17 protein-coding genes are annotated in these 23,919 nt (G+C 73.7%); 6 read left to right on the top strand and 11 right to left on the bottom strand.

Features of this window, described 5'->3' with window-relative positions; all coding sequences use genetic code 11:
- A partial coding sequence (locus RH864_RS15175) for a Gfo/Idh/MocA family protein (protein WP_310518411.1) occupies positions 1-532 on the bottom strand: 532 nt, incomplete at its 3' end.
- A gap of 115 nt (positions 533-647) precedes the next feature.
- On the opposite strand from RH864_RS15175, the gene RH864_RS15180 reads away from it, so the two are divergent.
- The 3 genes from RH864_RS15180 (at position 648) to RH864_RS15190 (ending at position 3,738) form a co-directional block, all read left to right on the top strand.
- Entirely contained in the window at positions 648-1,838 is a 1,191-nt protein-coding gene (locus RH864_RS15180) for an ROK family transcriptional regulator (protein WP_310518412.1), read from the top strand.
- A 293-nt stretch (positions 1,839-2,131) separates the two neighbouring features.
- Positions 2,132-2,872, top strand: a complete 741-nt coding sequence (locus tag RH864_RS15185) for a YqaJ viral recombinase family protein (protein ID WP_396129991.1) — start codon at positions 2,132-2,134, stop codon at positions 2,870-2,872.
- Positions 2,869-3,738, top strand: a complete 870-nt coding sequence (locus tag RH864_RS15190) for an alpha/beta fold hydrolase (RefSeq protein ID WP_310518413.1) — start codon at positions 2,869-2,871, stop codon at positions 3,736-3,738. The genes RH864_RS15185 and RH864_RS15190 overlap by 4 nt, the downstream gene beginning before the upstream one ends.
- A 226-nt stretch (positions 3,739-3,964) precedes the next feature.
- Here RH864_RS15190 and RH864_RS15195 read toward each other — a convergent pair whose 3' ends face one another.
- Positions 3,965-4,702 (bottom strand): Pr6Pr family membrane protein, encoded by a 738-nt coding sequence (locus RH864_RS15195; protein WP_310518414.1) that lies wholly within the window; start codon positions 4,700-4,702, stop codon positions 3,965-3,967.
- Positions 4,703-4,810: 108 nt separating this feature from the next.
- Between RH864_RS15195 and RH864_RS15200 the strand changes: the two genes are divergently transcribed.
- Entirely contained in the window at positions 4,811-5,230 is a 420-nt protein-coding gene (locus tag RH864_RS15200; protein ID WP_310518415.1) for a VOC family protein, read from the top strand.
- A 137-nt stretch (positions 5,231-5,367) separates the two neighbouring features.
- Here RH864_RS15200 and RH864_RS15205 read toward each other — a convergent pair whose 3' ends face one another.
- Genes RH864_RS15205 through RH864_RS15240 form a run of 8 tightly spaced genes read right to left on the bottom strand, consistent with a single transcriptional unit; the run spans position 5,368 to position 20,866 of the window.
- Positions 5,368-6,093 (bottom strand): hypothetical protein, encoded by a 726-nt coding sequence (locus tag RH864_RS15205; protein WP_310518416.1) that lies wholly within the window; start codon positions 6,091-6,093, stop codon positions 5,368-5,370.
- On the bottom strand, positions 6,090-6,929 hold the full coding sequence (locus tag RH864_RS15210) for a PP2C family protein-serine/threonine phosphatase (protein WP_310518417.1): 840 nt from the start codon (positions 6,927-6,929) through the stop codon (positions 6,090-6,092). The genes RH864_RS15205 and RH864_RS15210 overlap by 4 nt, the downstream gene beginning before the upstream one ends.
- The gene (locus RH864_RS15215) at positions 6,926-8,638 is read right to left on the bottom strand and encodes a DUF5684 domain-containing protein (protein ID WP_310518418.1); all 1,713 of its coding nucleotides are present in this window, start codon (positions 8,636-8,638) and stop codon (positions 6,926-6,928) included. The genes RH864_RS15210 and RH864_RS15215 overlap by 4 nt, the downstream gene beginning before the upstream one ends.
- Positions 8,635-11,187: a transglutaminase-like domain-containing protein gene (locus RH864_RS15220; protein ID WP_310518419.1), complete on the bottom strand. Its 2,553-nt coding sequence runs from the start codon at positions 11,185-11,187 to the stop codon at positions 8,635-8,637. Before RH864_RS15220 ends, RH864_RS15215 begins: the two co-directional genes overlap by 4 nt.
- The gene (locus RH864_RS15225; RefSeq protein WP_310518420.1) at positions 11,184-12,644 is read right to left on the bottom strand and encodes a DUF58 domain-containing protein; all 1,461 of its coding nucleotides are present in this window, start codon (positions 12,642-12,644) and stop codon (positions 11,184-11,186) included. Before RH864_RS15225 ends, RH864_RS15220 begins: the two co-directional genes overlap by 4 nt.
- The gene (locus RH864_RS15230; RefSeq protein WP_310518421.1) at positions 12,641-13,606 is read right to left on the bottom strand and encodes an AAA family ATPase; all 966 of its coding nucleotides are present in this window, start codon (positions 13,604-13,606) and stop codon (positions 12,641-12,643) included. The genes RH864_RS15225 and RH864_RS15230 overlap by 4 nt, the downstream gene beginning before the upstream one ends.
- Before the next feature lie 46 nt (positions 13,607-13,652).
- A complete protein-coding gene (locus RH864_RS15235; protein WP_310518422.1) occupies positions 13,653-19,736 on the bottom strand; it encodes an Ig-like domain-containing protein in 6,084 nt (2,027 codons plus the stop codon).
- The gene (locus RH864_RS15240; protein ID WP_310518423.1) at positions 19,736-20,866 is read right to left on the bottom strand and encodes a serine/threonine-protein kinase; all 1,131 of its coding nucleotides are present in this window, start codon (positions 20,864-20,866) and stop codon (positions 19,736-19,738) included. Before RH864_RS15240 ends, RH864_RS15235 begins: the two co-directional genes overlap by 1 nt.
- A 266-nt stretch (positions 20,867-21,132) precedes the next feature.
- On the opposite strand from RH864_RS15240, the gene RH864_RS15245 reads away from it, so the two are divergent.
- Entirely contained in the window at positions 21,133-22,521 is a 1,389-nt protein-coding gene (locus tag RH864_RS15245; protein ID WP_310518424.1) for an ATP-binding protein, read from the top strand.
- Positions 22,522-22,647: 126 nt separating this feature from the next.
- Positions 22,648-23,439, top strand: coding sequence for an IclR family transcriptional regulator (locus tag RH864_RS15250; RefSeq protein ID WP_310518425.1), 792 nt, complete (start codon positions 22,648-22,650; stop codon positions 23,437-23,439).
- On the opposite strand, the gene RH864_RS15255 is transcribed toward RH864_RS15250, so the two are convergent.
- Positions 23,432-23,908, bottom strand: a complete 477-nt coding sequence (locus RH864_RS15255; RefSeq protein WP_310518426.1) for a RidA family protein — start codon at positions 23,906-23,908, stop codon at positions 23,432-23,434. The genes RH864_RS15250 and RH864_RS15255 overlap by 8 nt on opposite strands.
- Positions 23,909-23,919 lie beyond the last annotated feature (11 nt).

Genomic DNA, 23,919 nt, shown 5'->3' on the forward strand with positions numbered 1-23,919 from the left:
CGGTGTCGACCCGCCAGTCATCGTCGTGGGGCGTCGCGAGCCAGTCCTGCAAGTAGGCGCCGTGCACGCTGATGAGCCGGCCGGCGGCGCCGCCGGTGAGGAGGGCGCGAGCCTCGCGCGCCATGGGGTGGAAGCGGTACACGAACGGGACGGCGGCGACCAGGCCGCGCGCCTCCGCGAGCTCGGTCAGCTCGGCCGCGTCGCGGGCGTCGGTCGCGAGCGGCTTCTCGCAGATCACGTGCTTGCCGGCCTCGAGCGCGGCTCGCGCGATGCGGGCGTGCGTCGTGTTGGGGGTGCAGACGTGGACCACGTCGATCTCGGGGTCGGCGAGCAGATCGTCGAGCGAGGCGAAGCCGTGATCGAGGCCCAGGCGGCCGGCGGCGTCACGCGCCCGCTCGGCCGAGGAGGACGCCCCGCCCACGAGCGCCGCTCCTGCAGCGCGCGCGGCCCGAGAGTGCACGGCGGCCATGAAGCCGCCCCCCACGAATCCGGCGCGGATCGTGCGGGCCGGAGCGGTGACATCCATCGTCATGCGGACATGCTGACACAGGTCTGCCAACTTTTGCTACTCACTCGTCAAAAGTTGTTCATCACGTTTCGGTTAACGCTCGTGCGACTTCATCAAGCCGGTGTGCTTTACTCGGTGGATGGTCGACATCAGCCGCGGATCGGCGCTCGGCGTCTCGGGGGCGAGCGAGCTGTTTCAGCTGCTGCGCGACGGCGTCCCGCGCACGCGCGCGTCGCTCGCACAGGCGACGGGCCTGGCGCGCTCGACCATCGCCGCACGCGTCGACGAGCTCATGAGCCTGGGCCTCGTCACGCCCGTCGCCGACGCGGTCTCGACCGGCGGAAGGCCGCCGTCCCAGTTCGCGCTCAACCCCGGCGCACGCGTCGTGCTCGCCGCCGACCTCGGCGCGTCGCACGCGACGATCGCCGTCACCGACCTCGCCGGCACCGTGCTCGCGCAGCAGGGGGAGCCCATGGACATCACCTCCGGCCCCGAGGCCGTGCTCGGCTGGATGGTCGAGGCCGGACACCAGCTCGTCGACGGCCTCGGCCGCGATCGCGGCGATCTCGCGGCGATCGGCATCGGCGTGCCGGGACCCGTCGAACACTCGACCGGCCGCCCCGTGAACCCGCCGATCATGCCCGGCTGGGACCGGTTCGACGTGCCCGGCTGGGTGCAGCAGCACCTCGAGGTGCCCGTGCTCGTCGACAACGACGTCAACATCATGGCGCTCGGCGAGCGCGCCATGGCGTGGCCGCACGTCGAGCACCTCATGTTCGTGAAGGTCGCGACCGGTATCGGGTCCGGCGTCATCTCGGGCGGGCTGCTGCAGCGCGGCGCACAGGGCATCGCGGGCGACATCGGTCACGTCCAGGTCGCCCGCGGCGCGGGCGTGCCGTGCCACTGCGGCAACCGCGGATGCCTCGAGGCGCTCGCGTCCGGCCCGGCGATCGCGCGCGCACTGCGGCAGCAGGGCATCGAGGCGCAGACCGGGCGCGACGTGGTCGACCTCGTCAAGCGCGGCGACCTCGACGCGATCCAGGCCGTGCGCCAGGCCGGACGCGACATCGGCGAGGTGCTCACCGCGTGCGTGAGCCTCGTGAACCCGTCGGTCATCGCGATCGGCGGCTCCATGGCGCGGGCCGGCGAACACCTCATCGCGGGCGTCCGCGAGGTCGTGTACACGCGGTCGATGCCGCTCGCGACCGAGCACCTCGCGATCGTGCAGTCGGCCGCCGCCGAGAACGCCGCGGTGCTCGGCGCGAGCATGCTCGCCATCCACCACGCGCTCTCGCCCGAGGGCATCGACCAGCTCGCCGCCGCGCGCTGACGCGCCCGCCCGCGCCCGCGCCCGCGCGACCACGACCACCGCCCCACCGAACGGTCGCGCATGGCGGGTGCGACCGCGCAACACCCACCATCTGCGACCGCTCGACCGCAACCGACCGTGCGACCTCCACGCCGAGCACCCCCCAAACATCGAACGGTCGCGCATTGCGGGTGCGACCGCCCAACACCCACCATCTGCGACCGCTCGAACGAGGATTCGGGACGCACGGGGCGCGCGGGACGCGCGGGCGCGGGCGCACGGGCGACGGCGGTGGGCGGAGGTACGCTTCTGAGGTGACTCTCGCCCAGCCGTTCGCGCTCTTCGAGCTCGACGACTACGCACCGCCGGCGCGGGCGGCGGCCACGACCGAACGCGCGGAACAGCGACGCGACCCGCATCCGCACGAACGGCGCATCGTCGCCGACTCGGGCGATCGCGTCGGGTGGCTGAAGGCGCGGGCGCGCGGCGTCACGGCGACCGACGCGGCCAAGCTCTCGAGCCGCACGGCGGTGCGATCCGCGGCCTGGGAGAAGCTGCACGGCACGGGCGGCCGCCGCTTCGGCGGCAGCCGGTTCACCGACCACGGCCGCGAACGCGAACCCGTCATCGCCGATTGGGCCCGGCGCGAGCACGGCCTCCTGCCGTCGAGCCTGCTGTTCCACGCCGAGACCGACCGGCGGCATCTCGCGACGCCCGACGGGCTCGTCATGCGTCCGACCGGCGCGCTCGAGCTGTGCGAGATCAAGACGACGGCGAAGGCCTGGCGAGGCATCCCGCGCAGCTATCTGCGTCAGGTGTGGTGGCAGCAGTATGTGCTGGGCGCGGAGCGCACCCTCGTCGTCTGGGAGCGCCACGAGGACTTCGTCCCGACCGGCGAGCCCGAGTGCCGGTGGGTCGACCGCGACGACGACCAGATCGCGATCCTCATCGGTCTGGCCGAAGAGCTGCTGACCCTGATCGCGCCGACCTCGCCGCCGCTCGCACCGCCGAACGGCCGCGACCGTTCGTTCTACCGGCCGGGCCCGCTCGCGTGACCACCCTGCTGCTGCACGGCCTCGGCGCCGACCGGCGGCAGCCGCTCGAGCTCTTCGGACCGATCCTCGCCGAGTCCGGCGAGCGCGTCATCGCGATCGACGTGCGCGCGCACGGCACCGACGAGCGCGTCGGCCGCGCCCAGGACTTCGCGATCGACCGGCTCGCCGACGAGATCGCGGCCTCGGTGCGCGAGACGGATGCCTCCGGCGCCCGCCTCGCCACGGACGACCCGCTCGTCCGCGCCGCCGCCGACCCCGGGCACGACGCGCCCGCTACGGCCGCGGGCGCGGCCGGCCCGGCACGAGCGGCTACGCCACTCACCGTCATCGGCATCTCGATGGGCGCCGCCATCGCGCTGCGGCTCGCGCTGCATCGGCTTCTGCCGATCGAGCGGGCCGTGTTCGTTCGGCCCTCGTTCGACGACCGGTCGATGCCGCCGAACCTCCGGGTGTTCCCGGTCATCGGGCAGCTGCTGCACGACGCCGGAGCCGAGGGCGGGCTCGCCGAGTTCCGCGAGAGCACGCGCTACCAGGCGTTCGCCCGGGAGACGCCTGCGGGCGCGAAGGGGCTTCTGTCGCAGTTCACCGCGCCGCGCGCCGCCGAGCGCGCGATCAGGCTCGTCGAGGTGCCGCGCAATCGCGCGTTCACGGACGACGCCGAGCTCGCCGGGCTCGCCGCGCGAGGCATCCGCTCGCTCGTGGTGGCCGCGCCGCGCGACCCGGTGCATCCGTTCGAGCTCGGCGAACGCTGGGCCGGTGCGCTCGGCGCACCCCTCGAGCGCGTGCCGGCCCGCGACGACGGGCTCGCCGCGCAGACCGCGAAGCTGCACGAGTCGGTCGCCGCCTGGCTCACCGCCACGCGCTGACCGCCTCCCGCCCGTCGACCAGCGAGCGCCGACCGCCTCCCGCCGGTCGAGTAGCGAGCGACGAAGGAGCACGCGTATCGAGACCACAATGCGCCGACCGCCTCCTGCCCGTCGACCAGCGAGCGCCGAGCGCCTCCCGCGGATCGAGTAGCGAGCGCCGATGGAGCACGCGTATCGGGACCACGATGCGCCGACCTCCATCCCAGCGAACCACCCGCCACGCGCCTCAGCCGACGAGCGATCCGGGACGCGGGCCGGTGTCGGCGTCGGGCGCGGCGGGATCCGCGGGTGGCCGCGCGTGCGCACCGAGCGTGCGCAGCCGGCTGATCGCGACGAGGCCGGCCCCGACGATGAGGATGAACGCCGCGATCGCGGCCACGTAGATCGCGACCGCGCCGTACCCGCCGTCCTGCGCGGGGTTCAGGAACGGGTAGGCGTACCAGTCGGCGATCGGGCCGCGGACCAACGAGTACACGACCCAGACGATCGGGAACGCCGCGATGATCCAGTATCGCGACCAGGGAACGCGGTTCCGGCCCGGCGAGAGTACCCAGTCCGCGACGACGAGCAGCGGCCCCCAGACGTGCAGGATCTCGTTCGACCACGGCACGGTCGTCGCCTGATCGAGTGAGATTCCGCGCAGCAGCAGGTTGTAGACCACGAGCGTCGTCGCCATATACGTCGCGGCGCATACTCGCACGACTGTGAACCACGACGGCTCGACCGGCCGCGTGAACGAGAACCAGGCCGCGACCAGCAGCGTCAGTGCGGCGAGCGCGTTCGACAGGATCGTGAAGTAGCTGAAGAAGTTCACGAGGAACACCGCCCGATCGGGCACCAGCGACCAGCTCACGACGAACTGCCCGACGATCGCGGCGATGATGAGCCCCGCCACGGCGACCCGTACTGCCCCGGTGACCTGACGCACGATCCGCTCCCCTCGACCGCCGCGCGGCGACGACATCGCTCGCAGCATATCCGGGCACGATTCGTGGAGTGCCCGCGAGAGTGGAAACCACCCGTCCGGTGTTCCAGACTGGAGGTTCCCGCCATCGCCTCCGAGGAGCCGCCCGTGCCCGCCCACGTCCGCGAGATCACCATCAGCCTGCCGATCGCCGACCGTCGGCGCGCCATGCACTTCTACCGGACGGCGTTCGATTTCGAACCGGTCGGCGCGCCGGAAGAGGACGGCATCCCCGAGCCGCTGACGTTTCGGCTCGACGATCGCACCCTTCTGGCGCTCATCCCAGCCGCGGGCCTCGCCGGGGCGATCGGCAGACGGCCGCTCGCCCCGTCCGGAGTGAGCGAATGCCTGCTCGGCGTCACGCTCACCTCCGATGCCGAGGTCGACCGGCTCGTCGAGCGCATCGCCGATTCGGGAGGCTCGATACTGTCCGCGGCCGCCCGCGAGGACTGGGGCTATACCGCGCTCTGCGCCGACCCCGACGGCCACGCCTGGCAGATCTTCGCCGAGCCCGCACCCACGTCCTGACCGGCCGCCGACTGCCGGCCGGCACCGGGCCACGGACGACGAAGCAAGGCCCCTCCGAGGCGGGGCCTTGAGCCCGGTCCGAAGGACTCCGGGGGCTGTCCGACCAATATACGCGGCCCGCGCCGCGCCAGCGCGCGTCAGGCGCCGAAGAGGAGGCCGGCGATCGTGAGGGCGCCGGCGACGCCGACGATGATGGCTCCGGTGAGCGCGGCGAGCGTGATCGCGGCGATGCGGCGTGAGCTGCGGCGCACCGAGGGCAGGCCGGGCGACGGCTCGCGCACGGGCGGCGCGGCGTCGAACGAGGCCGGTGGCGGTGCGGCCTCGGGCAGCCGGCGCGGGCGGTAGTACTCGACCGCGCCGGCGCCGACGGCGCGGACCGAGGAGCGCAGGTCGATGGGCTCGAGCGGCGCAGGTTCGAGGGTGCGCCGGCCGCCGAGGCGGCGGCGGCGGACGGGGGCGTCGACGGTGGCGGATGCCTCGGGCAGGGCGGATTCCGCGCCGCTCCCTCGGTCGACGACCACGGTGTCCGCGTGCGGGATCTCACCCTCGGGCGCGCGGTCGCCGCCACTGATGACGATGAAGGTGTCCTGATCGGCGAAGTCGTCGTCGGGAGCGCTCCGGTCGACGACCACGGTGTCGTCCACGGCCTCGTCGACGGTCTTGCCGCGGGCAGCGCCGCGGTCGACGACGACGGTCTCGTCCGCGACCTCGCTGCCGGCCACCTCGCCGGCCATCCTGCGGTCGACGACGACGCTCTCACCCTCGAGCTCGTCGTCGACCGCGTCGAGGTCGTCGAGCCTCACGAGCTCGGCGTCGAGATCGCCGCCGGGCCCGGCCGCACGTGGCTGACCGTCGCGCGTCATCGGCCCGCCCGCACCGGCATCGTCGTGCCGTCGGCCGTCGAGTCGACCGTGGTGGGCTCGAATCGGCCGCTCGTCGTGTCGTCGCCCTCGCCGGGCGTGCCGCCCGACACCACGTCGATGACGATGACCGTGACGTTGTCGCGTCCACCCGCCTCGAGCGCGCGCTCGACGAGGGCGTCGGCCGCGGTGTCGGCCCGGCCCGTCATGGTGAGCGTCGCCCGGATGGCCTCGTCGGACAGCTCGCTCGTGAGCCCGTCGGAGCAGACGAGCAGCCGTTCGCCGTTCGTGAGCGGCAGCAGCCAGCTGTCGGCCGCGCTGTCCACCGCGCCGATCGCCCGCGTGATGACATTGCGGCGCGGGAACTCGCGCAGGTCTTCGCGTCGCAGCTCGCCGCTGTCGACGAGCTCCTGCCCGAGACTGTGGTCGATCGTGACCTGCTGGAGGTCGCTGCCCAGCTGCCGGTACACGCGGGAGTCGCCGACGTTGAAGACGAGCCAGCACGGCAGGCCCTCGTGCTCGACGAGCGCGACACCGGTGACGGTCGATCCGGCGCCGCGTGCCGACCCGGTCGCGAGCTCGCCGACGTCGGCCTCCGCCACGGCCAGCGCCATCCGCACGCCGTCGATGGTCGCGCGCTCGCCGACGCGTGCGTAGTGCCGGAACGCCTGGACCACGGCCGCGCTCGCCCGGTCACCGGCCTCGTGACCGCCCATGCCGTCGGCGACGACGAACACGGGCGACTCGGCGAGCACCGAGTCCTCGTTCGCGGCGCGCTTGTGCCCCGTGTCGGTGCGCACGCCGACCGCGAGCGTAACGGGGACGGATGCCACGCTCACGCGCCACCCTCGATCACGCGCATCCCGACCTCGCCGAGCACGAACCGCCCGCTGACACTGGTCTCGACGTCGGGTTCGATGAGGGTCTCCTCGCCGGTGGTGTCGACGATGAGCACGCCGTTCGTCGATCGGAGGTCGGTGATGGTCCACACGCCGTTCCGGTGCGCGAGCCGCGCATGCGTCTTCGAGAGCGTGCGCGTCCGGTCGGGCACCGCGAGCCGCTGCTCGCCGGCCCCGGCCGACGGGTTGCGTCCGAGCACGATCACCTCGCCGGTCAGCGACAGCACCTCGCCGTCGTCGAGCTCGAGCCGCCATTCGCGGCGCGGACGACGGTCGACGATCACCGTCGCCTCGACGTCGTTCGCCTCATCGCCGTGCACGAGGATCGTCGCGGCCTCGGCGAAGTCGAGTCCGCCGTGCTGGTCGTCGGCGGGCGCGGGCGGTGCGGCCGAAGGCGCTCCGGCAGCCCCCGCAGGACGCGGTCCGGCCGGTGCGGGCTGACCGGTGGGCGGGACCGGTGCGGCGAACGCGGCCGGGTGGCCGGCGGCCGGCACGCCCGCCGTGCCGGCCGCCGTGCCCTGCACGTTCGCGGACGGCGGTGCGAGATCGGGACCGGCAGCCCAGGGCGCGGCGGGTGCCGCTGCGGCCTCGGCGTTCGCGGGCGACGACGTCGCGGATTGGCCGCCGGGCGCCGCAGGCGCCGCAGCAGCTTCCGCGGTCGAGGGCGTCGCGAGGTCGGGGCCGGGTGCCCAGGCCGGGCCGGGCGGGGTCTGCGCGGGCACCGATTCGGGTCGCGGCACGGCCTGACCGGTCGGCGGATGCTGCGGGAACGCCGGCTGCGAGGACGCAGGCCACCCGGCCGGACCCGGCCGGCCCGAGGCATCCGCCCCGGCCTGCGCCTGCTGCGGTGACGCAGGCTGACCCGACACAGGCTGACCCGACACCGGCTGACCCGACACAGGCTGACCCGACGCGGGCCATCCGGCCGAGCCGGATGGCGCCGGCGCCGGCGTCTGGGCCTGACGGGCCGGCGGCGACACCGGCCAGCCCGCCTGCTCGCCGAGGCCCGGCGGCGGCGCGATCGTCGCGGGCGGAGGCGGCACGGGTGCGAACGCCGCAGGTCGCTCGGCCGCGGGCTGGGCGCCGGGGCGTACCGGGGCCTGGTGTTCGAGTCCCGGGAGCGGCGGGAACGCCCGCGCGGAGCTCGCGCCCGCATCCGCGCCGGCCGGCTCGTGGCGCGGCGCGACCGGCTCGGGCGGCACCGCCAGCGGCCCGGTGGGCTGCGCCGTCCGGCCGACGGCGGTCGCGAGCCGACCGCGTTCCGGATCCGGCGCGTCACGCCCCCACGCGAGCACACTCGCCCAGGCCGGCAGCACGAGCACCGCGAGCACGGTCATGCCCGCGCCGCGACCGAACAGCACATTGACCCGGTGCGCCGCGATCGCGAACATCACGAGCGCGTAGATGTTCGCGAACGGCACCAGGAACAGCAGCGCGATCCAGCGCGGCGACCCACCGAGCGCGAGGATCTCCGCGAGGTTCAGCAGCGGCACCCAGCCACGCCACGGCTCGACCGAGAGCCTGCCGAACAGGCGCGACATGGCGAGGCCGGTCCACACGTAGACGGCGGCCGCGATGAGCAGCGAGGCGACCACGGTCACGACGAGCGTCGCGACGAGTCCACCGAGGTCGGACGGGTCTGGGGTCACGGAGCGAGTTCCTTCCGGGGTGCGCGCAGCTGGCGGGTTCGGAGCCTGCCGACGAACGATCTGAGCGAGAGCGCGGCCGCCACGCGATCCCGCTTCCGCAGGCTCGAGGTGAGCTCGGCACGTTCGGCGTCGGCGATCCGCCACGCCTCCTCGGCGGCTTCAGGCGCCGGGGGATGCGCGGCGAACACGGCCTCGTCGACGGAGGCCGCAAGCCTGACCATACCGGTCCGCCCCGTGCGCTGCGCGGCGGAGCGGCGGCTCGCCGTGGATGCGAGGGGGCGCCCGGCGTCCTCGTAGGCGTCGGCGACCTCCTCCCAGGCCCCGAGGATCCGGAGCTCGGGATCGGACGCCCGCCGACGTGAATGACGTCGGAGCGGCTTCGCGAGGAGGATCGCCACGACCGGGAGCGCGAGGAACGCGAGCAGCGCGAGCGAGAGCGCGACGATCCTCACGATCGCGAGCACCAGGGCCGCGGTCGCGTCCGTCTCCTCGACGGGCGCGGAGGCCGCCGCCTCGGCATCGCTCTGGGCCCGCTCGGGATCGATGGGCTCGCTGCGTGCGTCATCGGGCACGGTCGGATGCTTCGGCAGCTGCTCGCCCTCGGCGATGTCGGTCGGCAGCAGGGTGAACTGCGGCGTCACGTCGACCGGGACCCAGTCGCCCTGGGCAGCCACCTCGACCCATGCGCCGACGGCGGCACCCGTGCAGTCGGGGTCGCACGTCGCGATGCCCGGGATCGGCTCGGTGCCGGCGAGCCGAACGCCGAGCACGACCCGCGAGTCGAAGCCGAGGTGCCGCGCGATCAGCGCCGCGGCCACGGCGAACTGCTCGTCGTCGCCGACGCCCGCGACGAGCATCTCGGGCGCCGCGTCCTCGCCGGCCCGGCGCTCCTGCTCGATGAGCTCGCCGAACAGCGTCTCGATGCGTGCCCGCGAGTGGCCCGCATAGCTCGGCAGGAACTGATAGCCGCCGGCCTCGGTCGCGAGCCCGGCCGTCCAGCTCGCCGACGCGTCGTCGTTCACGAGCGCGTGGCTGAGGTACCCGCGGGCCCGCAGCCGATCGATCAGCTCGAGGTAGCCCGCGCCCGTGCGCGGCTGACCCTGCGCCTCGACCCATGCGGCCAGCTGCGGGTAGAGGTCGGCGTCGAGCGCATCCTCAGCACCCTCAGCGGTGCCGAACGCCTGCCGCGTCGCGTCACGAGCCGACGGCACGGCCAGCATCGAGTACCGGTCACCGGGCACCAGACCGAGCGCCGAGCTGCCGGCACCACCGTCCGGCACCGGCGCGATGTCGACCGCGTCGCCCGACTCAGACCGGTGGAACCCGTCGGTGAGCGCGTCGGCGCGCGGCCCGGCGAACGACGGCGCCGCGGCCAGCTCGGCCGGCGCGGGCACCCACACGCCCTCGTACGCGTCGCCGATCTCGAGTTCGAGCTCGGCGAGGTCGACGCCGAACGGCGCGCTCGACGGCAGGCGGGAGAACCGCGCATCCGGGTCGACCGAGAACACCTCGCCGTCGTAGCGGTCGAGCGCGGCGAGCCGAAGCCGGCCGACCTGCTCGACGTCACCGTCCACGGTGAGCACGACCTCGTCGTACCGCGGGTCGGCGAACCACGACCGGTACGCCGCGAGCGGGCTCGCCTGCCGCTGGAGCACGATCGCGGGCGTCACCTCGTCGCGGAGTGCCGAGCGGTCGCCGAACGACGCGGCGGCCGGGGCCACCGCGAGGCCGACGACGAACGCGACGGCGAGCAGGCCGCCCGCGAGCGCCCGCCGGCGCAGGGTCAGCCAGGTCGACTCGGCCGACTGCCGGACGGTGCCGGCGCGAGCGCGCGCGAGGGCGCGCGCCCGGAGCATCCGGTGCCTGATCAGGAGCCAGGCGACCGCCGCAGCCACGCTCGCGACGCCGACCGCGAGCTCTCGCGGCGCCGCGATCTCGAGGCCCGCGAAGGTCACCGGAGCGCTCGTGCTGCTGCTGCCGAACACGAGCCCGAACACGGTCTGCCCGAGCACGGGCAGCACCGCCCACGGCGCTGCTGCGCCGCCCCTGAGCACCAGGAGCGCGGCGGCGGTCGAACCGACGACGGTCACGACGAGGAACGGCACGAGCACGGCCTGGTAGTCGCCGAGCGGGAGGTCGAGGGTGAGCAGCTGCTTCCAGCCGACGACGATGCCGACGATGCCGTCACGGAGCCCGATCACCGCGTCGGGCACCGAGCGCAGCGCGGCGGGAACGGCGACCGGCACCACCACGATCGCGAAGCCCGCGAACGCGAGCCCGATCGCGAGCAGCACGCGCATGAGCCCACGACGCACGAGCCGGCGCGCGAAGACCGCGGCCGCGACACCGACGGCGAGGCCGGCCGCGGCGACCAGCGCGAGCCGGAACGTCTCATGGATGGGCCACGCCGCGACCACGGCGATGGCTGTGCCGACCACGAGGTAGCCGAGGCCGAGCAGCTCGAGCCTGAGATCGCGATCCGAGGCCGGGCGACGCGTCCCCCGGCGTCGGTCGGCGCCCCGCGGACGCGCGCGCAGCTCGCCGCTCACGACGCCGCCCCCCTCGCGAGGAGCCGGGTGAGGTCGCCGAGCGCGCCGATGGTCAGCACCGTGACCTCGCGGGTCGTGCGCACCACGGGCTCGGCCGCGGGCTCGCAGCGCACCGCGACGACGCCGATGCCCTGCGGCAACGCGATCGCGGCCTGGCGGATGCGCTGCAGCGGCATGCGCGACCCGGTCACGAGGAACACGATCGAGAGGTCGGCGAACGTCTGCGCGGCGAGCGCGGCGGATGCCTCGAGCCGCGTCACCCGGTCGCCCTGGTCGACCGCGGACATGCCGTCGAGCAGCACGCGCGGCGTGGTCGTCGCGAGCGTGCGGATCGACTGCACGGCATCGTTCGTCTCGGGCACCTCGGCACCCACGGCCACGAACACGTCGCGCCCCTCGCGCACGGCCTGCAGCCCGAGCGACGCGGTCGCGCTCACGGCCATCTCGAACTCGTCGTCGTCGGCGTACTCCTCGCGCGCGAGGTCGAGCAGCAGCGCGATGCGCGCGTGCCGCGACTCCTCGTACTGACGCACCATGAGCGTGCCGGTCTTCGCGGTGGCCTTCCAGTGCACGTGCCGCTGCGAGTCGCCGCGGACGTACTCGCGCACGGCGTGGAACGACAGGTCGGCGTCCGCGAGCGTGCCCGTCGGGGTGCCCTCGAGATCGCGCACGAGGCCCGCGCTGGTGCTCGGGATCGGCACCGTCACGGGGTGCACGAAGATGCGCTGCACCTCGGGCCAGCCCTGCTCCCGGCGCAGGATGCCGAGCGGGTCGCCCCGGTTCACGGTCATCGGGCCGACGTCGATCACGCCGCGGCGCTCGGCCCCGATCGTGAGGTCTTCGCCGTGCTGCGCGCCCGGCCTGAGCAGCGGCACGTGCACCTCGACGAGCCCGGGACCGACGGGGATGTCGACCACGCCGGGCAGCGCCGTGCGCCGGCCCGCGTTCACGAGCTCGAGCCGGCCGGTGACCTCGGACCCGGCGACGACCCGGTCGCGGTCGAGCTGCAGCTCGAGCCGGTAGTCGTGGGCGCCGAGCAGGAACGGGACGGCGACGAGCAGCAGCGCGAGCGCGATGCCGGCGGCGGCCCAGGCCTCGACCCAGTCGAACAGCAGGCCCGCGACCGCACCGGCCACGGCGATCAGGATGAGCACCGCGCCCGCGGCCGAGACGGTCTCGCGCGTGCGCCGGGCCGCCCCCGCCACGGCACGGCCGAACCGGCGGGCGTTCGCGCGCACCCCGATCCAGAGCCCTGCGACGCCGCGCGCTCCGCCGCGCCGGGTCACGGTGCCCGTCCGGCTCAGGGTGCCCGTGCGGGTGACCGTGTTCGTGCGGCTCAGCCCGCTCGTGCGGGCCAGCCCGCTGGTGCGGGTCAGGCCCGTGGCGCGCGACAGCCCACCGGAACGCCCGGTGCGTCCGGTGCTGCGGTCTCGCCGCGCTCGGGCCGAAGGGGTCACGCCGCGCCGTTCTCCCGGGGAGCGGCGACGTCCAGCAGGATCTGGCTCACCACGGCGACCGCGGTCACGCCGTCGAACTCGGCCTCGGGCTCGAGCACCATGCGGTGCGCGAGCGCCGGGATCGCGACCTCGCGCACGTCGTCGGGCGTCGCATACGAACGGCCCTGCGCGGCCGCCCACGCCATCGCGAGGCGCGACAGCGCGATCGCGCCGCGCACGCTCACGCCCAACCGCACCTCGGAGGCCCGGCGGGTCGCGTCGACGAGGCGCATGACGTAGTCCGAGACGAGCGGGTTCACGTACACGCCGCGCGCGAGGTCCGTCATCGTCACGATCGTGTCGGTCGTGGCGACCGGCGTGAGGTCGCGGCGCGGGTTCGCCACGCCCTGCAGGATGCGCAGCGTCGCGGCCTCGTCGGGATAGCCGATCGAGGTCTTGATCATGAACCGGTCGAGCTGCGCCTCGGGCAGCCGGTACGTGCCGCCCTGCTCGATCGGGTTCTGCGTGGCGAGCACGAGGAACGGGTCGCCGACCTTGCGGCTCACGCCGTCGACCGTGACCTGCCCCTCCTCCATGACCTCGAGCAGCGCCGACTGGGTCTTCGGGCTCGCGCGGTTGATCTCGTCGGCGAGCACGATGTTCGCGAACACCGGCCCCGCGTGGAACTCGAACTCGCCCCGCTTCTGGTCGTACACGGTGATGCCCGTGACATCGCCCGGCAGCAGGTCGGGCGTGAACTGGATGCGCGAGTTGGTGGCGTCGATCGTCTGCCCGAGGGCGCGCGCGAGCGCCGTCTTGCCCGTGCCCGGGTAGTCCTCGAGCAGCACGTGACCGCCCGAGATGGCCGTCGCGAGCACGAGCTCGACGACGTGCCGCTTGCCGAGGATCGCCTGCTCGACATTGTCGGCGATCAGCGAGAACGTCTCGGCGAACCAGGCGGTCTGCGCGGGAGCGAGCGTCATGCGGTGGATCCTCTCGGAGGGAGCTTGAGGCGTGTGGTCGGTGAGGTCAGGGGGTGGTCGGCGTGGTCTCGCCGCCGCCTGGGTCATCGGGGCCGACGGGCGGGTCCGGATCCTCGATCGGCGGCTCGGGCGCGCAGACCGGGACTTCGTAGACGATAGGCATCAGCGCGGAGAAGGCGTCGATGAACTGCACCGTGTACGTCGCGACCAAGTCGCCCGTTGTGTGCGTCCAGGTGATGTTCGCCGCGCCCCGGGCGGCGCTGGAGACCCAGACCGCTTCGCGCGTCGGTGTCGCTACACACTGGGTGGGGAACTCCACCGTGACAGTGGTTGGTGCCGTCTCTGGGGCGATGTCGATGGTGTCGGTGCAGAGCAGCCCGCCGTAGCGACACCCTCGGGCTTGAACTTGGGTGATGGCGTCGTCGCTCAGATCGAATCCTTCGGAACCCGTCCAGCCATTGAACGACAAGTACTCGGGCGTGAACCGATTCGGTACCGACACCTTCGGGCCGTACTCGAGTCCGTAGTGATACCTCGCACCGGAACTCGCGGCTTCGGTCCGCACGCGGTACCCCTGTTCGACGACCGGGACCACTCGCGAATAGGTCCAGACCTCGGTCACGTTCGATTGAGCCACTCCGTATCCGTTGCTCGCACAGGCCATGACGTAATACCGCTCGTACTCCTCGATCCGCTCAGTGATGGTCGGGCTGGCGGACTGACTGACGGATCCATTCCCGCTGACCGAAAGGCCGGCACCGTTGGGGCCGACGCTGCATTGCGGAGCTCCCCCGTCCTTCCAGGCGAGGTACTTGATCTCCGTCGACAGCGAGCTGTTGTTGCGGTTCACCTCACCGCCACCCACCGAGATCGACGTGGTGGAGGGCGCCGAGGCGCTGATGCCCCCGATACCGGGTGCACCCGCCGCGTTCACGGAGGCCACGGTCGAGGCGCCGTCGGACGACCCCGCGATCGGCGGCTCGAAGCGGCTGATGGGCACGATCGTGAAGTTCTGCGTGCCAGGCGGCGTGTCGAGCCGGACGGTCGTGGTGTCGCCCGTCCGCTCGAGGGTCTGGTTGCGCTCGGCGATGCGGTACGCCTGCGCGTCGTCGGTGCCGCGGACCTTGAGCTCGACCACCGCGTTGCTCTGCGTGGTGCGCCCGGCCTCGTACACCGGCTCCGCGGCCGCCGACCGCACCTCGGGCGCCTGGTACGCCCACGAGGTCACCGCCGAGGTGTCGACCGACTCCCCCACGCGGTTCACGGCGCGCGCCGTGAACTGGTGCTTCTCGCCGTTCGTGAGGCCCGTCACCGTGCACGAGTACACGCCGGCGATCGAGGGCGCGCAGCCCGCTGCATCCGCTCGCCCGTCGCGCGTGATCGCGACGCCCGTGATCGCGGGGTGCGCGCGCGCCGCCTCGCCGAGCGTGACGTTGAACGTGACCGAGGACCCGTCGTAGCGCGCCGTCGCGATGCTCGCGGGACGTTGCGGGTAGCCCTGGACGTCGAGCGTGAGCGTGCCGGTGCCCGTGCGCCCCTGCGCGTCGGCGACCGTGAACGGCACCGTGCACTGCCCGCCGAACGCGGTCTGCCCGCCGGGGAACGTGGCGACGACCGCGGTCTTGCCCGCGGCCTGCACGGTCGCGACGTCGCAGCTCACGCCGCCGCCCGAGCCGACCGAGACGAGCGACAGCCCGGCGCCCTGCTTGCCCGCGAACGGGTCGTACTCGCCCGCGGCGCCCACGACCTCGACCGTGCACGAGCCGGCGCTGACGGTGCACTCCCGCGTGAACGTCGCGCCGCGCGGCGCATCGGGCGGCGCGATGCCCACGACGACCGTGATCGTCGCGGTCGCATTGTCGAAGCCCGGCAGGGTCACGGTCGCGGTCTCGCGCGTGCCGGGCCGCGCGTCGGCGCGCGCCTCGAAGACGATCTGGTTGCCCGAGCGCTGCATCGCGAACACCGAGCCCGAGTGGCTGACCTGGTAGTCGAGGCGCGACCGGTCGCCGATGCGGCCGCCCTCCCACGTCGTGAGATCGCCGTAGAGGTCGACCGCCTCGCTCGCGCCGGGCGCGACGGTGCGCGAGATCGCGGTGAGGATCGCCTGCGGGTCCTTCGGCTCGATCTCGACCGGCACCGCGAGGTACGACCAGCGCGACTGCCCCTCGATGCGTACCGGCACGAGGCACGAGTCCGTCCAGGGCGCCTCGCGGCCCGCCTCGTACGTCGCCTCGCGGTCGCCGCTCGGCCGGCAGGCCGCCGCCGAGCGCTGCGTGGCGTACGGCCCGTCGGCGAGCTCGATGCGGTCGGCCGACGGCAGATCGACGAGGTCGCGCACGTCGAACTCGGCCGAGCGTTCCTCGTTCACGCGCACCGCGGAGACGTCAGCGCCCAGCTGGACGGGCATGTCGTCGAACGCGGGGATGCGCAGCAGGCCGTACGCGGTGACGTCGCCGCCCACCGCGTCCTCCCCGGTGAGCTCGAACGGCACGAGGTCGCCGTCGGCCGGCAGGTCGCCGGACACGCGCCAGCCGGACACGTCGTAGCGCGCCGCGGCGTCCCCCCAGAGCCGCAGCTTCAGCCCCGCGACGTCACCCGTCGCCCACTGCACCTTGTTCGACACGACGTCGATCCCGTCGCCCGCGAACTCGCCCCGGGTGCGCGCCGTGACGACGGTGTCGGCCACGACCGGGTGGTCGACCGCTGCGGCGTCGCCGACCCCGAGCACGATGAGGCCCTGCGCGGTCGACGACGTCTTGGTGGACCGAACGGTGTACACGTACGAGTTGGTGCCCGCGAACTCACCCGCGGTGAGCACCACGACGCCCTGCTGGAGCGAGGTCGCGCCGTCGATGAGCGCTTCGAGCCGCGCGTACTCGGCCGTGCCCGCGGGCGCGTTCGGCGCCACCGAGACCAGCTCGAGCGTGCCGAGCGCGGGGTCGCGGTCGTTCGCGAGCGGCGCGATCCGCACCGGGGTCGACGCGCCCCGTGTCGCGCGCGCATAGTCGCTGAACGTGACCGGTGCGGCGTCCGCGAGACCTGCCGCGAGCACGCCGACCCGGATCACGCCGACGCTCTCGGCGCCCTGCGTGTCGCGCAGCGTGTACTCGAACGAGAGCTGACCGCCCTCGACGCCGTCGGCCGGAGCGCGGTACACGACCGTGTCGCCCTCGGCCGAGATCGAGGCCGTGCCCTGGCCGGCCGCGGGCTGCGCGATCTTCGCGAGCACGACGCGGTCGCCATCGGGGTCGACGCCGTACTGCGGCACCCGGATCTCGACGCTCTGCCCGCTCAGCACCCGGGCACTCAGTGCGGGCGGCCGTGGCGGCCGGTTCGCCCCGCCGGGCAGCACGGTCACCGTGATGTCGGCGTGGTCGACCCGATCGGGGTGACTCTCCATGGCGACCGCGTAGCTCACCCGGTAGGTGCCGGGCGCCTTCGGCGCCAGGTAGCGCACCACGTCGCCCGAGGCGAACGCGAGCTCGCCCTCGGCGCCCGAGCCCTGCACCGCGGGCTGCACGACGAGCCGCGCACCGCGCGGGCTCACGTCGTTGGCGAGCACCGGCACGGTGGCCAGCTCGCCCGCGCGCACCGTGACGCTGTCGGGCAGCGCGATCGGCGCGTCATCGCCGGCGTCGGCCGCGAGGAACACCGAGACGACGCCGGTCACGGCCTGCCCCGAGCCATCCGTCACGACCACCTCGGCCCGGCCCACGATGCCCTCGGCGACCTGCGCGCCGCCCACGACGCCGAGTCGCACCTGCGACGACGACACGACGCCCACCGTCAGGTCGGGGCTCGAGCTGCGCGCCTCGGACACGAGGAGGACCCGGCCCGCGGCGTTCTGCACGGCGCCGAACACGTCGATCGTGGTGTCCTCGCCCGGCCGCACGTACGCCGTCGTGGGGGCGATCGCGAGCGGGCGGCCCGCCGCGAACACGCTCAGCCGGATCGTCGCCGACTGCTCGGCCTGCGACACGCCGTCGGCCACGGTGTAGCCGACGACGTACTCGCCCGGCTCGCTCGCCGAGAGCTCGATCTCGCCGGCCGCGGCGTTCGGCGTGACCGCGAGCCCGGCGGCCGAGGCCGCCGACGCGACCGCGTCGACCAGCCGGAACGCGCCCGAGCCGCCCGTGACATGCCGCGCCACGTCGACGACGACGGTCTCACCGGCCGCCGCGGCCAGGGCCACGCCGCCCGCGACGATGCCGGGCTGGCTCGTCGCCCGCAGCACGAGCGTCTTCTCGGCCGTCGCGCCGCGCGCGTCGACGACGGTCACGGTCAGCGGGATCTCGGCGTCGCCCGCGTTGGGGTCGGTGTGCCGCACCGCGAGCCGGCCGTCGGCGCGCGGCACGACCGTGACGGGAGCCGCCGGGTCGTCGGCCCTCGCGTCCGCGAGCACGAACGCGTCGCCCTCGGGGTCGACCCAGCCGTCGAGCACCGGGACGAGCAGGGTGCCGCCCGGCAGCACCTCGGGCGACGGCCACTGCTGCGTGCACGCGTCGACGCCGCACCAGACGGGCGCCGAGCTCTGATCGTCTGGCACGACCGTGAGCGTCACGGTCGCGGGCTCCGAGGACTGCTGACCGTCGGTCACGGCATACGTGAAGCGCGCGGTGCCGGATGCCTCGCCCGCGACGCGGACCGCGAGCGCCTGCCCGTTCGACACGATCGAGAGCTCGCCGAAGCCTGCGGGGTCGACGCCGCCGACCGAATCGGCCGCGATGGTCAGCACATCGCCCCGGTTCGGGTCGTGGTCGTTGAGCAGCACGGGCAGGCTCACGAGCTCACCGGGCCGCACCCCGAACGCGTCGTCGACCGCGACGGGCGGGTGCTGTTCGGCGACGTCCTCGACGATCGTCGTCCCCTCGAGCTCTTCGGGGTCGTCGTCGACCGACCACTGCTCGAGCGGGATCAGCCGGCCGTCGGGCAGCGTCCACACCAGGCCCGACCCTGGCTCGTTCAGCACGGCCCGGTCGCCGTTGGCCCGGATCGCGGGAGCGACCTGCGCGACCTGGTCGAGTGCCCCGTCGGGCACGTCGAGCGTCTGCTCGCCGCCCGACCGGCTCCACGCCGTGCCCGACTGCTGCCCGAGCCACGCCGCGACCACATCGTCGCCCTGCGCGACCGGTGCCGCGGGCACGCCGTCGGCCTCGACGAGGCGTTCGGCGGGCGACCCGTCGAACGGGATCGCGACCAGGCCGGCCGAGTCGGCCACGTACGCGACGTCGCCGTCGGCCGCGCCGCGCTGCAGCACCGCGTCGGACTCGACCTCGACCTCGACGGGCTCGGCACGGCCGGCCACCCACGCGCGGCCCTCGGCCGCGTCGAGCAGCACCCAGGTGGACCCGACGACCGTCAGCGCGAGCGCCGCGTCCGCCGCGGGCGCCTGCTCGAGCTGCTCGACGCCGCCCGTGAACTCGAGCGCCGCGCCGTCGAACCGGCGCACGCCGCCCTCGCTCGCCGAGTACGTCGCGAGTGCGCCGTCGGGTGCGAGCCCCACGGCCTCGGCCGAGTACACGACGGGGTCCTCGCCCTCCTCCTCGGCCTCACCCGCGAACGGGTCGACGGGGACCGTCACGCCATCGTCGAGCGTGCCGAGGTACACCTGGGCGGTGTCGGTGCGATACGCCACGTAGCGCCCGGCCGCCGTGACCTCACGCGTGCCCGAGGGCGTCGGGTCGGCGATCTGCTCGCCACCGGCCGCGAGCGCCGGCGCGGCCTCGGGGTCGCCCGAGGCATCCGCATCGCCCGAGGCATCCGCCCCATCGGGGCCGGCCGCCGCGTCGCCCTCGCCCTCGCCGACCAGATCGACCGGCGCAGCCGCGTCGATCGACCAGCGCTGCCGCAGCCCGCCCGCGTAGACGACGCCAGTCGCGCCGTCCTGCACCACGGTCGTCGGGTCGTCGACCGATCGCACCGTGTCGAGCTCGGCGAGCTCGGTGTTCACGCGCGCGTAACGCCCGTCGTCGCGGGTCACCCAGACGGATGCCTCGAGCCGAGGCACCTCCTGCGACTCGTAGCCCGTGGCCACGACCGCGAGCGTCGCGACCACGCCGACCGCGGCGATGCCACCCACGGTGGCGAGGAGCGGTCCGCGCCGGAGCGGGCGTGTGGTCGAACGCGGCATCAGAGAATCCCGAACACCCGGGCGAGGACGAACAGCACCGCGACCGCACCGACCGCGGCCCCCGCACCGATGAGCCCGGCCTTCAGCCGCCCGGTGCGCTCGGCCGCGACGGGCAGGCCGTCGCGATCGGTCGAGTCGGGGGCGAGCCGCTTCGACTGCCGCGTGGCGCGGCGCGACTCGGCCGCGACGGTCGTGATCACGGGGCCGCGCAGCGACGCGTCGGAGAACCGCACGGGTGCGGCACCCGCCCACTCGGGCGAGATGACCTCGAACGGGGTCACCGCGAAGCCGAGCTCGTACTGCACCTGGCGCAGCCGATCGGCGAACGCGGCCATCGACTCGAACCGGCGGCCCGGCTCACGCGACATGGCCGTCGCGAGCACGTCGTCGACCTGCTGCGGGACGTCGGGGACCGGGATCGGCGTGTACTTGGCGCGCAGGATGCGCTTGGTGAGCTGCTCACGCGTGTTGTGCGAGCGATCGGCGACCTCGAACGGGCTGCGCCCCGCGAGCAGCGTGTACAGCGTCGCGCCGAGGCTCCACACCTCGCTCTGCACCGAGCCGCTCACGTCTTCGCGCAGCACCTCGGGCGCACTCCACGGCACGCTCATCGCGAAGACCTCGGACTCGCCGGCCTCGGCGGCGCGCGCCGCCGCGATGCCGAAGTCGGCCAGCACGGGTGCGCCGAGCGCGTTCACGAGGACGTTGGACGGCTTGATGTCGCGGTGCAGCAGGCCCGCGCGGTGCGCGGTCTCGAGTGCGCCCGCGAGCCGGACGCCCGTGTCGAGCACCTCGGCGAGCGGCAGCGGCTGCCGTTTCGCACGCGCCGACATCGTGTCGGGGCAGTACTCCATGGCGAGGTACGGACGGCCGTCGGCCGACACCGAGGCCTGATAGATCGTGACGATCGCGGGATGCGACGACAGCCGCGCCGACACGTCGGCCTCGGCGTTGAACGCACGACGCACCTCGGGATCGAGCGCGTCGGCCAGCAGCACCTTCACGGCCGCGAGCCGACGCGGCATGTCCTGCTCATAGAGGAACACGTCGGCGAAGCCGCCCGCACCGAGGGGGCGGACGTACGCGTACCCGGCGAGGACGGGCGGCGTCGCGGTCATGCGTCTGCCCATGCTCGGCCCCTTCCCCGGATCGGGGCTGCGCCCCAGTGTTCGGGGCTCGGCCCCGGTCGCCGGGGCTGAACGGACCCGACATTCTCGCGGGTCGAGTATAACCGCGCGGAGATGAGCCTCCGGACGGCTGTACACACACGGCACCCACCACGGCGTCCCCGAACGTTGCTCAGGAAGGAACGGGCGGCGCGCCGTCGGATGCCGCCCGACTCGCCGGCGGGCTCCCGGATCTTCCTGAGCAAGGAATGCGATGCGAGGATCGGCGCATGGATGCCACGCCACGCCCCGTCCCGCCCAGCATCGCCGCCCGCAGCGAAGACGGCCGCTCGTTCACCGTCGAGGACGCGTCGGAGTCGAGCCTCGTCGCCGGCTCACTCGTGATCCTGCACGCCGAAGGCGCACGGCAGCTCGCGATCGTGGAGGAGCGCGCCGGCACCCCCGCCGCCCTCCGCGGGCGGCTCCTCGGTGAGCTGGGCGACGGCACCCTCGACCTCCGCAGGAGCCGGCCGTTCGCCTCGGCCACGCTCGAGACCGTCGACCACGAGACCATCGAGATGCTGCACGCGTCGACGGGGGCCGTGCTCGAGGTCGGCACCAACCTCACGCCCCCGGGCGGCGCCGCCCGGCTGCTGCCGCTGCGGTTCAACCGGCACACGTTCTGGTGCGGGCAGAGCGGCTCGGGCAAGACGTACGCGCTCGGCGTCGTGCTCGAGCAGCTCGTCGCGCACACCGCGCTGCCGATCGTGATCTTCGACCCCAACTCGGACTTCGTGCGCCTCGGCGAGCTCAACCCCGGGGCATCCGGGCCCGCGGCCGACGCGCTCGCCCAGCGCGACATCCGCGTGCTGCGGCCGCGCGACGATGCGTCGCCGCTGCGCGCCCGGTTCCTCGACATGCCGCTGCCGTCGAAGGCGGCCGTGCTCAGGCTCGACCCGGTCGCGAACCGCGCCGAGTACAACCAGCTCGTGCACCTCGATCAAGAGCTCCTGCACGCGACCGACCTCGCCGACGTGCTCGACCGGCTCAACCATCTCGAGGAGGGTCAGTCGCACCCGCTCGCCGAGCGCATCGAGAACCTCGGCATCCTCGACTGGGAGGTCTGGGCCGGCGACGACACCGCGGTGACCGACGTCGTCGACGAGCGACCGGATGCCACGGTGCTCGACCTCGGCGGATTCTCGACGCCCGAACAGCAGCTGGTGGTCGCGCTCGCGCTCCTCGACGACCTCTGGGCCAGGCGCGAAGAGCGGCGCCCGGTGTTGCTCGTCATCGACGAGGCGCACAACCTCTGCGCGCCGCATCTCGACTCGCCGCTCGCGGTGGCGGTGCGCGAGCGCCTCATCCAGATCGCGGCCGAGGGACGCAAGTTCGGGCTGTGGCTGCTGCTGTCGACGCAGCGGCCGTCGAAGGTGCACTCGGGCATCCTGACCCAGTGCGACAACCTCGCGCTCATGAAGATGAGCTCGCCCGTCGACCTCGCCGAGCTCGGCACGTCGTTCGGGTATGCGCCGCAGGCGCTGCTCGCGCGTTCGCCGTGGTTCCGTCAGGGCGAGGCGCTGTTCGCGGGCGGGTTCGTGCCGACGCCGTCGCTCGTGAAGATGAACGCCCGGCTCACGCCCGAGGGCGGCACCGACGTGCGGGTGCCGCTGCGCTGAGCTCACCGCCAGTCGAGTCGCGCAGCGTATCGAGACCGCGCGTCGGCACGCATCGCGCGTCGTCGCGCACCGGTGGAGGAATTGATCTACGATATAGATCGCATATTCACAACTGGAGAGGGCAGTGTGTCCGGCTCACGCGAGACATCGAATGGCACCAAGAGTGTCGAGCGCGCCCTTTCGCTCCTCACCACCTTCTCGGACCGGTACTCCGCGAAACGAATCTCCGAGCTCGTCGCCGACACGGGCCTCGGCCAGTCGACGGTCTCCCGGCTGGTCGGCACGCTCACCGCACTCGGATTCCTGGCGCACGACGAGCGCACCGGCCTCTACACACTCGGCCACGAAAACCTGCGGCTCGCGAACATCGCCCTCAACTTCTCGCCGGTCCACCAGCGCTCTCGCCAGCTCGCCCAAGAGCTCGCGCACGAGACCGGCCTCGGCGTGAACGTCGCGGAACTCGACGGCAACCGATTCCTGTACCTGCTCAACTTCGAGGGCGCCAAGGCGCCGCGGCCGGCGACCCTGGTCGGGCGCACCGGCTCGTTGCACGCGACGGCGCTCGGCAAGTCCCTGCTGAGCGGGCTCTCCGACGACGAGATCCGCGACGTGGTCGGCGACGAGCTGCCGCGGTACACGCAGCACACCATCACCGATCACGAGGAGCTGCTCGCTGAGATCGAGCGCGTGCGGCTCCGAGGGTTCGCGGTCGAGCGTGAGGAGGCGGCGCCCGGCCGCGCCTGCATCGCCGCGCCGATCCGCGGCCGCGAGGGCACCATCGTCGCGGCGCTGTCGATCTCGGGGCCGCTCGGCGCCATGCAGCTGGACACCGAACAGGACCGTCTCGCCCAGCTCGCGATCCACTGGGCGGGCGAGATCTCCTCCGAACTCGGCTACCTCGGCGCCAACGTCACCTGACGGGGTGCAGCTGGGCCTGCAGCTCGATCTCCACGGGGATGCCGTCGGGCAGCTCGGCCATGCCGACGGCCGACCGCGTGTGGATGCCGAGATCGCGACCGAAGGCCGTGAGGAAGACCTCGGACGCGCCGTCGATGACCGCGGGCTGACCGCCGAACCCCTCGGCCGACCGAACCATTCCGAGCACCTTCACCATGCGGGCCACTCGGTCGAGCCCGACTTCATGGTCGATCGTGCTCAGCATGTTCAGCGCGGTCTGCCGAGCGGCCTGGCGACCTGCCGCGAGGTCGAGCTCCCGCCCGACCTTGCCGCGCAGCCTGGGGAACCCCGGCGCGTCGGGCCCATGCCCCGAGACGAAGAGCAGCTCGCCCACCTCGAGGGTCCGCACGCGCGGAAAGTCCGATGGGAGCTGTTGGTACGCGGGCATCTCGAGTCCGGCGGCACGCAACCGCGTGGAGACCTCAGACATGGGGAACCTCG

Source organism: Agromyces aerolatus, from assembly GCF_031432255.1.
Taxonomy (GTDB): Bacteria; Actinomycetota; Actinomycetes; order Actinomycetales; family Microbacteriaceae; genus Agromyces.

What these genes read in the sequence shown, in the direction of transcription:
- RH864_RS15230 (WP_310518421.1), bottom strand. Translation starts at nt 13,606, where the DNA reads ATGACGCTCGCTCCCGCGCAGACCGCCTGGTTCGCCGAGACGTTCTCG.
- RH864_RS15195 (WP_310518414.1), bottom strand. Translation starts at nt 4,702, where the DNA reads ATGTCGTCGCCGCGCGGCGGTCGAGGGGAGCGGATCGTGCGTCAGGTC.
- RH864_RS15255 (WP_310518426.1), bottom strand. Translation starts at nt 23,908, where the DNA reads ATGTCTGAGGTCTCCACGCGGTTGCGTGCCGCCGGACTCGAGATGCCC.
- RH864_RS15235 (WP_310518422.1), bottom strand. Translation starts at nt 19,736, where the DNA reads ATGCCGCGTTCGACCACACGCCCGCTCCGGCGCGGACCGCTCCTCGCC.
- RH864_RS15240 (WP_310518423.1), bottom strand. Translation starts at nt 20,866, where the DNA reads ATGGGCAGACGCATGACCGCGACGCCGCCCGTCCTCGCCGGGTACGCG.
- RH864_RS15245 (WP_310518424.1), top strand. Translation starts at nt 21,133, where the DNA reads ATGGATGCCACGCCACGCCCCGTCCCGCCCAGCATCGCCGCCCGCAGC.
- RH864_RS15180 (WP_310518412.1), top strand. Translation starts at nt 648, where the DNA reads ATGGTCGACATCAGCCGCGGATCGGCGCTCGGCGTCTCGGGGGCGAGC.
- RH864_RS15205 (WP_310518416.1), bottom strand. Translation starts at nt 6,093, where the DNA reads ATGACGCGCGACGGTCAGCCACGTGCGGCCGGGCCCGGCGGCGATCTC.